The organism is Pseudomonas carassii (assembly GCF_036324045.1).
Taxonomy (GTDB): Bacteria; Pseudomonadota; Gammaproteobacteria; order Pseudomonadales; family Pseudomonadaceae; genus Aquipseudomonas; species Aquipseudomonas peradeniyensis.
The window spans coordinates 55,395-67,568 of sequence record NZ_JAZDCT010000034.1 but is presented as its reverse complement, the minus strand read 5'-3'; the positions used below and the strand labels follow the sequence as shown (position 1 = coordinate 67,568).

Sequence of the window (12,174 nt, the reverse complement as noted above, 5' to 3'; positions counted from 1 at the left end):
CCCCGCTCCCACGAGAGAACTGCATGAGGTCTGCTTTGCGCCGACCTCAACCCGCCTCGCGATAGGGATTGCGCGGATCCTGCGTCCAGTTCATGTACGGCTTGCCGGTGTCCTGCGCCTGCATGTCGATGCAGCCCTCCACCGGGCAAGTGATCTGGCACAGGTTGCAGCCGACGCACTCCGCCTCGATCACGCTGTAGGCGTGGGTGCCATCGGCCTTCAGGGTGCTGGCGATGGCCTGGTGCGAGGTGTCCTCGCAGGCGATGTGGCAGCGCCCGCAGCCGATGCAAGCGTCCTGGTCGATGTGCGCCACCGACTGGTAGTTGATGTCCAGGTACTTCCAGTCGGTGGTGTGCCCCACCGCCTGGCCGCGAAACGCCTCGAGGTTGCGGTGGCCGTGCTGGTCCATCCAGCGCGCCAGACCGTCCTTCATGTCGTCAACGATGCGAAAGCCGTGCAGCATCGCCGCCGTGCACACCTGCACCGCGCCACTGCCCAGGGCGATGAACTCGGCGGCGTCGCGCCAGGTGCCGATGCCGCCGATGCCGCAGATCGGCAGGCCTCGGGTCTCGGGATCGCGGGCGATTTCCGCGACCATGTTCAGGGCGATCGGCTTGACTGCCGACCCACAGTAGCCGCCATGGGTGCTCTGGTCGCCGACGATGGGGTGGGCGACCATGCGGTCGAGGTCGACGCTGGTGATCGAGTTGATGGTGTTGATCAAAGACACCGCATCCGCTCCACCCCTATGCGCGGCGCGCGCCGACTGGCGAATGTCGGTGATGTTGGGGGTGAGCTTGACGATCACCGGCAGCGCGCAGTGGGTCTTGCACCAGCGGGTGACCATCTCCACGTACTCCGGCACCTGGCCGACGGCCGCACCCATGCCGCGCTCGGGCATGCCGTGGGGGCAGCCGAAATTGAGCTCGATGCCGTCGGCGCCGGTGGCCTCCACCAACGGCAGGATGAACTTCCAGGACTCCTCGATACACGGCACCATCAGCGACACGATCAGCGCGCGGTCAGGCCAGTCCTTCTTCACCTGGGTGATCTCGCGCAGGTTGATCTCCAGCGAGCGGTCGGTGATCAGCTCGATGTTGTTGATGCCCTGCACCTGGCGGTTGGCGCCGAAGTGCGCCGAGTAGCGCGACGACACGTTGACCGCCGCTGGGTCCTCGCCCAGGGTCTTCCACACCACCCCGCCCCACCCGGCCTCGAAGGCACGGACCACGTTGTAGGCCTTGTCGGTGGGTGGCGCGGAGGCCAGCCAGAACGGGTTGGGCGCCTTGATGCCGGCGAATTCGATGGACAGGTCGGCCATTTACGCAGCCTCCACGTTGAGCATGAGTTGGGCATGGATGGCTTCGGCGGCCAGCTTGCCATGTTGCACGGCCTGGACGGTAAGGTCCTGGCCCAGCGCGGTGCAGTCGCCGCCGGCGTAAATGCCGGGGACCGAGGTCTGCATGTGCGCATCCACCTGGATGCGCTCGCCGTCGCGGGCCAGTTGCGCCGCCAGCGGATCAGTGAGGCTTGCGTCGTCAAAGCGTTGGCCGATGGCCTTGAAGATGGCGTCGGCGGCCAGCTCGAAGGTCTCGCCGGTATCGCCCAGGCGTCCGTCGACCAGCTGGGTGCGCGCGAACCGCATGCCGCGTACACGCCCGGCATCATCCAGCAGCACGGCATCGGGCCGGGCCCAGGTGTGCAGACGCACCTGGTTGTGCTTGGCGATGTCCTGTTCGTGACCGGTGGCCCCCATATCGGACACGCCGCGACGGTACACCAGGTTGACGTCGCGGGCGCCCAGGCAACTCATCTGCACGGCCATGTCGATGGCGGTGTTGCCGGCGCCGAGCACCAGGCAGCGGTCGGCCAGCGGCAACTGGGTGAGGTCGTCGGCCTGGCGCAGCTCGCGGATGTACGCGGTGGCGGCGAGCAGGCCCGGCGCGTCCTCGTCCGCCAGGCCTAGCTGGCGCACGGCATCCAGGCCCAGGCCGAGGAACACCGCGTCGTACTGGGCATGCAGCTCGCCCAGCGACAGGTTGGCGCCCAGGCGCTGGCCATGGCGGATCTCGATACCGCCGATGCCCAGCAGGAATTCCACTTCGCGCTGGGCGTAGTCGTCCACCAGCTTGTAGCGGGCGATGCCGTACTCGTTGAGGCCACCGGCTTTTTCCCGCGCCTCGAAGATCACCACGTCATGGCCGTGCATGGCCAGGCGGTGCGCGCAGGACAGCCCGGCGGGGCCGGCGCCGACCACGGCGATGCGCTTGCCGCTGGCCGGCGAGCGCTGAAATGGATGCTCGGTGAAGCCGGCGTGGTCCAGGGCATAGCGCTGCAGCTGGCCGATCAGCACCGGCGCGCATTCCTGGGCGTTGTTGCGCACGCAGGCCTGCTGGCAGAGGATCTCGGTGGGGCACACCCGGGCGCAGCTGCCGCCGAGGATGTTGGCCGAGAGGATGCGTTCGGCAGCGCCCTGCAGGTTCTCGTCGCTGATGCGATGGATGAACGAGGGGATGTCGATCTCGCTGGGGCACGCATTGACGCAAGGCGCGTCGTAGCAGTATAGGCAGCGCGCGCTTTCGACGGCGGCCTGGCGGGCGGTGAGCGGGGGTGCGAGGTCACTGAAGGCCTCGGCCAGCTGGTCTGCGCCGGCCCGGGGGCGCGGCAAGTGGTTCAGGGCGTCGATCACGGTTGTAGCCTCTCGCTTTTTTATGGGCTCAGGCGGCGGTCACTCGCCTGTCCGTTCTGAGGGATGGCAGTCAACAGGAGCATGTGTCTGTGTTGTTATCAGGGGGCGCTTTGCGCCCCTTTCGCGGCACAAGGCCGCTCCTACAGGGGATCGCGTTCTGCTGTAGGAGCGGCCTTGTGCCGCGAAAGGCCTCAGCGCTGAACCGGTGTCGGCCGCTGGTGCTCGGCCCGCCGCTCCAGCACCTCGTACACCGACGGATACGCCGGTCTTTCCACATAGCGCCCCGCGCCCGGCTCGGCGCGCAGGTCGCCATCGGCCCAGAGCACCTTGCCCTGGCTGATGGTGTGGCTGGGGATGCCGCGCACGGTGCGGCCTTCGAAGATGTTGAAGTCGACCCGCTGGTGATGGGTCTGGGCGCTGATCGTGCGCGTGCCCTGCGGGTCCCACAGCACCAGGTCGGCGTCGGCGCCGACGCGGATCGCGCCCTTGCGCGGGAACAGGTTGAAGATCTTCGCGGTGTTGGTGGAGGTCAGCGCGACGAACTCGTGGATCGACAGGCGCCCGCTGTTCACCCCAGCATCCCACAGCACCGCCATGCGGTCCTCGATACCGGCGGTGCCGTTGGGAATACGGCTGAAATCGTCGCGGCCCATGGCCTTCTGCTCGGCGCAGAAGCAGCAGTGGTCGGTGGCCGTGGTATGCAGGTTGCCCGACTGCAGTCCCCCCCACAGTGCGCCCTGATGCTCGCGCGGGCGGAACGGCGGGCTCATCACATAGCCGGCGGCGGTGGCCCAGTCCGAGTCGCGGTAGACGCTGTCGTCCAGCAGCAGGTGGCCCGGCAGCACCTCGCCGTACACCGGCTGGCCCTTGGCCCGGGCATAGGTGATCTCGTCCAGCGCCTCGCGGCTGGAAACGTGCACCAGGTACAGCGGTGTGCCGAGGGTCTCGGCGATGCGGATGGCGCGGCTGGCGGCCTCACCCTCGACCTGCGAGGGGCGCGACAGCGGATGCGCCTCGGGCCCGGTCAGGCCCTGGGCCAGCAGTTTCTTCTGCAGGTGATACACCAGCTCGCCGTTCTCGGCGTGCACCGTCGGCACCGCGCCCAGTTGCAGGCAGCGTTCGAAGCTGGCCACCAGGGTGTCGTCGGCGGCCATGATCGCGTTCTTGTAGGCCATGAAGTGCTTGAAGCTGTTCACCCCATGCTTGGCCACCAGCTCGCCCATCTCCTCGGCCACCTGCTCGCTCCACCAGGTGATGGCGACGTGGAAGCCGTAGTCGCTGGCGCTCTTCTGCGCCCAGCCGCGCCAGGTGTGAAACGCCTCGAGCAGCGATTGCTGCGGATTGGGGATGACGAAGTCGATGATCGAGGTGGTGCCCCCGGCCAGGCCCGCAGCGGTGCCGCTGAAGAAGTCCTCGCTGGCCACCGTGCCCATGAACGGCAACTGCATGTGGGTATGCGGATCGATGCCGCCGGGCATCAGGTACCGCCCTGTGCCGTCGAGTACTTCGCAATCAGTCGGGGTTTCGAGGTTGCTGCCGATGGCGCGGATCAGGCCATCGACACACAGGACATCTGCACGGTAGCTCTCTTCATGGGTAACCACGGTGGCGCCACGGATCAACAGGGACATGCCGTTTTCCTCGCAGGCTGACCGGTCTTCTGGCCGGTTCTTGGAATTGTTTCGGGCCGGGCGCTGGAGGCGATTTACTCAATCCTGTCAGGCCTGACAAGAATCGAGGCTAGTATCTGATCGGATATTGATCAAGAAAAAATATATGCAAATATCTGATTTAGTATCTTATTGATTATCAACAATAATTTATAGAAATCACCAAAATGTGACACCCCTTCACCATTTTGACGCACTTGACAGGAAGCCAAATTGGTCAAGATTTTCTACGCAAAATCAGCTGTTTGTTTCCTGGTTGGATGGCGCAGGCCGCGCCGGTGGTTTTCCAGGTTGCACCCGTTTGAACCACGCGGGTGATGGACCGGCCAGACAGACGGCGTACCAGGGTGCCCACTCCACCCTCGTCGTCGCGCTGAAGAATGCCTTTGCAAGACAGTGAGTTACCTCCGGTCGGCGGCGGCCGCCGGGAAGGCGCAGGCTTTCCCGGCACGTTTGTTGAAAACGCAGGCCACAACCGCCTGGCCGCGCCGGAGGTGCAGTACTGGTGGTGTGTGTACTCCGGCCATCGCGTCAGCCCGATGAGCGACAACTACAAGAAAAAGACCTGGAGAACCCCATGCAACAGAGCAGATCGCAAGTGGTCGAGCAGCATGGCCTGTTCGAGCTCGACGCCGGCAGCGACGTCCTCGACAGCCCCCGCTACAACCACGACATCGCCCCGACCAAGGTGCACCAGCGCACCTGGAACAAGTGGCACATCACAGCGCTGTGGGTGGGCATGTCCATCTGCGTGCCTACCTACACCCTCGGCGGCGTGCTCACCGCCTACTTCGGCCTGAGCGTGGGCGAGGCGCTGCTGGCGATCCTGCTGGCCAACCTCATCGTGCTGATTCCGCTGACCCTCAATGCCTTCCCCGGGACCAAGTACGGCATTCCCTTCCCGGTGCTGCTGCGCGCCTCGTTCGGCGTCTTCGGCTCCAACGTGCCGTGCCTGATCCGCGCCGTGGTGGCCTGCGGCTGGTTCGGTATCCAGACGATGTTCGGCGGGCTGGCCATCCACCTGTTCCTCAGCTCGCTGTTCCCCGAGTGGAAGGCACTGGGCGGCACCGGCGAGGTGATCGGCTTCATGCTGTTCTGGTCGCTGAACCTGTGGGTGGTGCTGCGCGGCGCCGAGTCGATCAAGTGGCTGGAGACGCTGTCGGCGCCGCTGCTGGTGGCGGTGGGTGTCGGCCTGCTGTTCTGGGCGCTGCCGCACATGTCGATGAGCGAACTGCTGGCGCAGCCGCCCAAGCGCCCCGAGGGCGCCAGCGTGGTCGGCTACTTCTGCGCCGGGCTTACCGCCATGGTCGGTTTCTGGGCCACGCTGTCGCTGAACATCCCCGATTTCAGCCGGTATGCGAAGAGCCAGAAGGACCAGATCCTCGGGCAGATCTTCGGCCTGCCACTGACCATGTTCCTGTTCGCTTCGCTGGGCGTGATCATGACCGCTGCCTCCGCCTCGCTGGTGGGCCAGACGGTATCCGACCCGGTGAGCCTGATCGGCCATATCCAGAGCCCCGGCTGGGTGGCCCTGGCCATGGCGCTGATCATCATCGCCACGTTGTCGACCAACACCGCGGCCAACATCGTCTCGCCCACCAACGACTTCCAGAACATCGCCCCGCGCCTGATCGGGCGCAGCCGCGCGGTCTGGCTGACCGGCTTCATCGGCTTGGCGCTGATGGGCCACGAGCTGCTCAAGAAGCTCGGCTGGATCGTCTCCGACCTGAGCCTGGAAAGCGTGTACTCCAACTGGCTGCTGGGCTACTCCAGCCTGCTCGGGCCAATCGCCGGGATCATGGTGGTGGACTACTTCCTGGTGCGCCGCCAGCACCTGGACCTGGCCGGGCTGTACCGCGACGACGTCTACCCGGCCTGGAACTGGGCCGGGTTCGTCGCCTTCGGCGTGCCGGTGGCGCTGACCGTGATGGCCATCGGCAACAGCAGTTTCAGCTGGTTCTACGACTATGGCTGGTTCACCGGCTCGCTGCTTGGCGGCGGGCTCTACTACGCCCTCGGCGGCCTCGCGGTGCGTGGGCCGGCGCGATTGGCCAAGCCGTTGCCTTGATGCTCTGCCGCTCCCACGTGATGCCAAAACAACAGCCTGAGGAGACACCCATGACCACCCTCGCCAAGGAAGTTCTGCAGTCAAGCAAGCACCACATCGACAGCGCCCGCCTGTGGCAGTCACTGATGGACCTGGCCCGCCTCGGCGCCACGGCCAAGGGCGGCGTCTGCCGCCTGGCGCTGACCGACCTCGACCGCCAGGCCCGCGACCTGTTCGTGCAGTGGTGCGAGGCGGCCGGCTGCACGGTGAGCATCGACGCGGTCGGCAATATCTTCGCCCGCCGCCCCGGGCGCAACGCCAAGCTGCCGCCAGTGATGACCGGCAGCCATATCGACACCCAGCCCACCGGCGGCAAGTTCGACGGTTGCTTCGGCGTGATGGCCGGGCTGGAGGTGATCCGCACCCTCAACGACCTGGGCGTGGAAACCGAGGCGCCGCTGGAGGTAGTGGTGTGGACCAACGAGGAAGGCTCGCGCTTCGCCCCCTGCATGATGGGCTCGGGGGTGTTCGCCAGCAAGTTCACCCTAGAAGAGACCCTCGCCAAGCGCGACGCCCAGGGCGTGAGCGTCGGCGAGGCGCTGAACGCCATCGGTTATGCCGGCAGCCGCGTCGTGACTGGCCACCCGGTGGGCGCCTACTTCGAGGCCCACATCGAACAGGGCCCGATCCTCGAGGACCAACGCAAGACCATCGGCGTGGTGCTCGGCGCCCTCGGCCAGAAGTGGTTCGACCTGACCCTGCGCGGTGTCGAGGCCCACGCCGGCCCCACCCCCATGCACCTGCGCAAGGACGCCCTGGTCGGCGCCGCCGCCGTGGTCGAGGCGGTCAACCGCACCGCCCTCGCCCACCAACCCCATGCCTGCGGCACGGTCGGCTGCCTGCAGGCCTACCCCGGCTCGCGCAACGTGATCCCCGGCGAAGTGCGCATGACCCTGGACTTCCGTCATCTCGAAGGCCAGCAACTGGACGCGATGATCGCCGAGGTGCGCCAGGTGATCGAGGCCACCGTGGCCAAGCACGGGCTGAGCTACGAACTGGTGCCCACCGCCGACTTCCCCGCCCTGTATTTCGACAAGGGCTGTGTCGAGGCGGTGCGCGACTCGGCGCGCAACCTGGGCCTGGCGAACATGGACATCGTCAGCGGCGCCGGGCACGACGCGATCTTCCTCGCCGAGTTGGGCCCAGCCGGGATGATCTTCGTGCCCTGCGAGGGCGGCATCAGCCACAACGAAATCGAGAACGCCGCCCCCGAGGACCTCGCGGCCGGCTGCGCGGTGCTGCTGCGGGCGATGCTGGCGGCCTCGGAGGCGATTGCCAGCGGGCGGTTGGCGGCCTAGCAGCTTGTATGAGCCCTTGCGGTGAGAGGGCTGCGTGGGAGCGGGCTTGCCCCGCGATGCAGGCGACGCGATGCCGGTGTTCGCGGGGCAAGCCCGCTCCCACGTTACACATGCTCCCTACGTGAACCGTGGCTGGGCCCGGTGCCAGCCCCTAGGCGCATAATTCCCGCGCGCGGCGGTATACTCGCCCACCTTCGAACCGCGTCCGGGAATCCGCCATGCAGCAAGTCCTGCTCATCGTCGATGTGCAATCCACCTTCAGCCCCTCCGAGAAACTGGTGGATGGCATCCGCGTGTTGTCGGCGCACATCCCCACCATCGCCTCGATCGAGCTGCACGACGAGCAGGTCACCCCGTTCCAGCGCCAGCTCGGCTGGCACCCGGCTGCTGAGGATGTGGCCCTGGTCGAGGCGGACAAGGTGTTCGTCAAGCATGGCTATGGCCAGACCGCCGAGACACTGGACTACATCAAGCGCCTGGGCGTCGAGCGCGTGCTTGTGTGCGGGCTGCAGACCGAGACCTGCGTACTGGCCGCCGGCTTCGCCCTGTTCGATGCGGGCCTGACGCCGACGCTGGTTACCGACCTGACCATGGGCTCCTCGCTGGACCGTTCCGGGCAGCTGGGCATCGACCTGTGGAAACACCATTTCGGCCACGTCACCACCGCCGCCGAGGTGCTGGCCGGGCTGCGCGACCCACGAGGCAACCCATGATCGCCAAGCGCGTATTGATCGTCGAGGACGACGCCGATGGTGCAAGCATCCTCGAGGCCTACCTGAAGCGCGACGGCTTCGAGGTGGACATCGCCGAGGACGGTGCCCGTGGGCTGGCCCTGTTCCGCCAGCGCACGCCGGCGATCGTGCTGCTGGACATGATGCTGCCGAAAATGTCCGGCCCGGAGCTGCTGACCGAGATCCGCCGCGGCGCCGACACCCCGGTGATCATGGTCACCGCCATCGGCGACGAGCCGGACAAGATCGGCGCCCTGCGCTACGGCGCCGACGACTACGTGGTCAAACCCTGCAACCCCAAGGAAGTGGTGGCCCGGGTACACGCGGTGCTGCGCCGCTATGGCGCGCCGGCCGACAGTCGCCAGCGCCTGGAGTGCCAGGGCGTCTGGGTCGATGCCGAACGCTTCGTGGCCGGGGTGCGGGCTAGCAATGGTGAAGAGCAGGTGCTCGATCTGACCCGTTCGGAACTGCTCCTGCTCGCCGCGCTGCTGCGCACCCCGACCAAGGCCTTCAGCCGCGAGGAACTGCTGGAGCTGTGCATGCCCGAGAGCGATGCCCTGGTGCGCATCATCGACACCCATGTGCACAACCTGCGGCGCAAGCTCGAGGCCCTGGGCATCAGCGGCGTGCTGGTGACCGTGCGCTCCGTGGGCTACCGGTTCCGCTGACTGCCATGCGCAAACGTCCGCTGTGGCTGTGGGTCGGCCTGAGAATGACCCTGCTCGCCGTCGGCGCGGTGATCACCATCACCGTGTGCATGTACCTGTACTTCTGGATCAGCGACTTCCTGGTGCTGCAGTCGATGCGGCCCGAGGACCGCGCCGCGCTGCTGGCCGGCCTGGCCGATGTGCCGCGCAACGAGTCCCGGCTGTGGCAGTTGCTGCAGACCTACTACGACATCCACGACTTTCTTCCCGGCCCCGGCAACAGCATCGACTGGCTGGTGCTGTACGGTTTCGTCATCGTGGTCATCCCGTTCACCCTGATGGTCGGCCTGTACCTGTCCAGGCCGTTGTCCCGGCAGTTCCGCCAGATCGCCGTAGGGGCACGGCGAGTGGCCGAGGGTGACCTCAGCGTGCGGGTCAGCCAGCACCCGCGCCAGCCTAAGGAAATGCAGCGCCTGTGCACCGACTTCAACAAGCTGGTCGAACGCCTGGCGTTGTACGAAAGCGAAGTGGCCGAGTCGAGCTCCAACCTGGCCCATGAACTGCGCACCCCGCTCAATGCCGCCCTGGGTCGGGTGCAGGGCATGCTCGACGAGGTGTTCCCGCTGTGCCCCGAGCAATTGCGCCTGGTGCAGAACCAGCTGTACAACCTCAATACCCTGGTGGGCGACCTGCACCTGCTGTCCCTGGCCCATGCCGGGCAATTGCCCCTGCACATCAGCCGGTTCTCCCCGGCCAGGCTGGTCGAGGAGCGCCTGGCCTGGTTCGCGCCGCAGTTCGAGGCCGCCGGGATGCAGTTGCACACGGCGCTGGCCGATGACGTGGTGATCGAGGCCGACCCGGCGCGGGTCGGCCAGCTGATCAACATCCTGATCGAGAATGCCCTCAAGTACGCCTCCGACGGCCGCGAGCTCAGTGTCGCCGTGCGCCAGGCCAAAGGCTGCGTGCAGCTGGAATTCCTTGACCGTGGGCAAGCGGTCGAGCAAAAGGACCTGGGCAACATGTTCGTGCGCTTCTGGCGCGCGGAGCAGTCGCGGGCGCGGGTCAGCGGCGGCGGTGGCCTGGGCCTGTCGATCGCCCAGGCTATCTGCGAGGCCCATGGTGGCAGTATCTCGGCGCAGCGCCGGGCCGAGGGCGGGCTGGCGCTACTGGTGACATTGCCCCTGGTCACAACAGCCTGAAGGCTTCACACGTTGCCTTGTAGGAGCGGCCTTGTACCGCGAAAGGGGCGCGTAGCGGCCCAGGATTTGTGCATCAAGCTGATATCGCCGGGGCTGCTACGCAGCCCTTTCGCGGCACAAGGCCGCTCCTACAGGGGAACCGAAGCGCAGCCCCTGCTCTGACAGAGTTTCAGGGACTCTCGAATGCCGGGCCCGCAATAAGCCCGTGAGTTACGCCAGCACGACCTACGGCTACTACGGAAGGCATTGCTGCCACCACTACCGCTGCACTATTATTGCGATAAATTCTCATATGAGACTTTATCGCACAGCGGACGGACGCCTCGATGCCGAGCCTCGACAAACCCTTCGACCAGCAGGTCCACGCCTACTACAGCGCTAACCATGGCTGGATCCGCAGCTGGCTGTACAAGCGCGTGGGCAACGCCAGCGATGCCGCCGACCTGGCCCACGACGTCTTCGTGCGCCTGCTGAGCAAACCCCGCCAGTTCGACAGCGACCAGCATGCCCGGGCTTACCTGGGCACCATAACGCGCCACCTGTGCATCGACTTCTGGCGCCGCCAGCACCTGCAACAGGCCTGGCTCGAGGCGCTGGCGGCGCTGCCGGAGCCCCTGGCACCCAGCGAAGAGGAACGCGCCCTGGTGTTCGAGGCACTTGAGCAGGTGCAGCAGATGCTCACCCGCCTGCCCGAGAAGGTCTGCCAGGCGTTCCTCATGGCCCAGGTGCAGGGCCTGGGCTACCGCGAGATCGCCAATCGCCTGCAGGTGTCCGAGCGCAGCGTGACCAAGTACATGTCCCAGGCCATGTACCAGTGCCTGCTGCTCGAACTGGAACTGCAATGAGCGCGGCTCAGCGTCCCGACCATGCCACCCTGCAGGCCGCCGCGCACTGGTACGCGCAATTGCTCGCCGCGCCCGGGGATCCGGCCCTGCGCCTGCGCTGGCAGCAATGGCATGAGGCCGCTGTGGTTCATCAGGTGGCCTGGTCGCACGTCGAACGCATCAGCCAGCGTTTCGAGCCCCTGCAACTGCAGGCCGATGCCTCGCTGCAGGCGCTGGGCAGTGTGCGGCGCGGCGAGCTCGGCCGCCGTCGTGCCCTGGGCATGCTCGCGCTGCTGTGCGGCAGTGGCGTGCTGGCCTGGGCCGGATGGCGCTTTCCGGCGACGCAAAAGCAACTGCTGGCCCTGGGCGCCGACCAGCACACCGCCACCGGAGAAATACGGGCGATGCGCCTGCCCGATGGCGGCCAGCTGTGGCTCAACGCCAATACCGCGTTGAACATCGACTACCGCGCCGACTTGCGCCGCCTGGAGTTGCTGACCGGGGAAGTGCTGGTGGCCACTGCCCAGGATACGCGCCCGTTTGTGATCGACACCCGCCAGGGCCGGCTGCAGGCCCTGGGGACCCGCTTCAGCGTCTGGCAGCGCGATGCCGATGCCCGCCTGAGCGTGTTCGACGGCGCGGTTCGCCTGCAGCCCAGTGACGGCACCCGCGACCTGGTGGTGCAAGCCGGTTGGCAGGCAGACTTCGACCGCCATCGCGCGCAGGCCCCGCAGCCGGTCGACGAAGCCCGCCAGGCCTGGCGCGACGGGCGCCTGCTGGCCAACAACATCACCCTCGAGGCCTTTGCCGAACAACTGCGCGCCAACCTGCCCGGCTACCTGGGCCTCTCCCCTGAGGTGAAGCAGCTACGGGTCATGGGCAGCTTCCCCGCCAACGACCCGGCCCGCACCCTGGCCATGCTCGAAAGCGCCCTGCCGATTCGCGTGCGCAGTCCCTTGCCCTGGTGGCACAGCATCGAGCCGCTCTAGGCGAAACAAGAATATTTTGC

General features: G+C 66.7%; 10 protein-coding genes. 7 read left to right on the top strand and 3 right to left on the bottom strand.

All coding sequences use genetic code 11. The annotated features are described in order from the left end of the window. Positions 1-46: 46 nt before the first annotated feature. The 3 genes from preA to hydA all read right to left on the bottom strand — a co-directional run bounded on the left by preA (position 47) and on the right by hydA (position 4,320). Positions 47-1,321, bottom strand: a complete 1,275-nt coding sequence (preA, locus tag V0R62_RS21630) for an NAD-dependent dihydropyrimidine dehydrogenase subunit PreA (RefSeq protein WP_330105171.1) — start codon at positions 1,319-1,321, stop codon at positions 47-49. Continuing rightward, positions 1,322-2,689, bottom strand: a complete 1,368-nt coding sequence (locus tag V0R62_RS21625) for an NAD(P)-dependent oxidoreductase (protein WP_330105170.1) — start codon at positions 2,687-2,689, stop codon at positions 1,322-1,324. A gap of 191 nt (positions 2,690-2,880) precedes the next feature. Next, the gene (gene hydA / locus V0R62_RS21620) at positions 2,881-4,320 is read right to left on the bottom strand and encodes a dihydropyrimidinase (RefSeq protein ID WP_330105169.1); all 1,440 of its coding nucleotides are present in this window, start codon (positions 4,318-4,320) and stop codon (positions 2,881-2,883) included. A 616-nt stretch (positions 4,321-4,936) separates the two neighbouring features. Here hydA and V0R62_RS21615 point away from each other — a divergent pair. The 7 genes from V0R62_RS21615 (at position 4,937) to V0R62_RS21585 (ending at position 12,154) form a co-directional block, all read left to right on the top strand. Further along, positions 4,937-6,427: an NCS1 family nucleobase:cation symporter-1 gene (locus V0R62_RS21615; RefSeq protein ID WP_330105168.1), complete on the top strand. Its 1,491-nt coding sequence runs from the start codon at positions 4,937-4,939 to the stop codon at positions 6,425-6,427. Positions 6,428-6,477: 50 nt separating this feature from the next. Further along, positions 6,478-7,764 (top strand): Zn-dependent hydrolase, encoded by a 1,287-nt coding sequence (locus tag V0R62_RS21610; protein WP_330105167.1) that lies wholly within the window; start codon positions 6,478-6,480, stop codon positions 7,762-7,764. A 218-nt stretch (positions 7,765-7,982) separates the two neighbouring features. After that, positions 7,983-8,477: an isochorismatase family protein gene (locus tag V0R62_RS21605; RefSeq protein ID WP_050706389.1), complete on the top strand. Its 495-nt coding sequence runs from the start codon at positions 7,983-7,985 to the stop codon at positions 8,475-8,477. Further along, positions 8,474-9,163 (top strand): response regulator transcription factor, encoded by a 690-nt coding sequence (locus V0R62_RS21600; RefSeq protein ID WP_330105166.1) that lies wholly within the window; start codon positions 8,474-8,476, stop codon positions 9,161-9,163. Before V0R62_RS21605 ends, V0R62_RS21600 begins: the two co-directional genes overlap by 4 nt. A 5-nt stretch (positions 9,164-9,168) precedes the next feature. Continuing rightward, entirely contained in the window at positions 9,169-10,341 is a 1,173-nt protein-coding gene (locus V0R62_RS21595) for an ATP-binding protein (protein WP_330105165.1), read from the top strand. A 326-nt stretch (positions 10,342-10,667) separates the two neighbouring features. Further along, positions 10,668-11,186 carry a sigma-70 family RNA polymerase sigma factor gene (locus V0R62_RS21590; protein ID WP_330105164.1) on the top strand — a complete coding sequence of 173 codons (519 nt, stop codon included), beginning with the start codon at positions 10,668-10,670 and terminating at the stop codon, positions 11,184-11,186. After that, the gene (locus tag V0R62_RS21585) at positions 11,183-12,154 is read left to right on the top strand and encodes a FecR family protein (RefSeq protein WP_330105163.1); all 972 of its coding nucleotides are present in this window, start codon (positions 11,183-11,185) and stop codon (positions 12,152-12,154) included. Before V0R62_RS21590 ends, V0R62_RS21585 begins: the two co-directional genes overlap by 4 nt. Positions 12,155-12,174 lie beyond the last annotated feature (20 nt).

Coding starts and splice junctions, on each gene's coding strand:
- V0R62_RS21610 (WP_330105167.1), top strand. CDS start 6,478: ATGACCACCCTCGCCAAGGAAGTTCTGCAGTCAAGCAAGCACCACATC.
- hydA (WP_330105169.1), bottom strand. CDS start 4,320: ATGTCCCTGTTGATCCGTGGCGCCACCGTGGTTACCCATGAAGAGAGC.
- V0R62_RS21605 (WP_050706389.1), top strand. CDS start 7,983: ATGCAGCAAGTCCTGCTCATCGTCGATGTGCAATCCACCTTCAGCCCC.
- V0R62_RS21590 (WP_330105164.1), top strand. CDS start 10,668: ATGCCGAGCCTCGACAAACCCTTCGACCAGCAGGTCCACGCCTACTAC.
- V0R62_RS21600 (WP_330105166.1), top strand. CDS start 8,474: ATGATCGCCAAGCGCGTATTGATCGTCGAGGACGACGCCGATGGTGCA.
- V0R62_RS21585 (WP_330105163.1), top strand. CDS start 11,183: ATGAGCGCGGCTCAGCGTCCCGACCATGCCACCCTGCAGGCCGCCGCG.
- V0R62_RS21595 (WP_330105165.1), top strand. CDS start 9,169: ATGCGCAAACGTCCGCTGTGGCTGTGGGTCGGCCTGAGAATGACCCTG.
- preA (WP_330105171.1), bottom strand. CDS start 1,321: ATGGCCGACCTGTCCATCGAATTCGCCGGCATCAAGGCGCCCAACCCG.
- V0R62_RS21615 (WP_330105168.1), top strand. CDS start 4,937: ATGCAACAGAGCAGATCGCAAGTGGTCGAGCAGCATGGCCTGTTCGAG.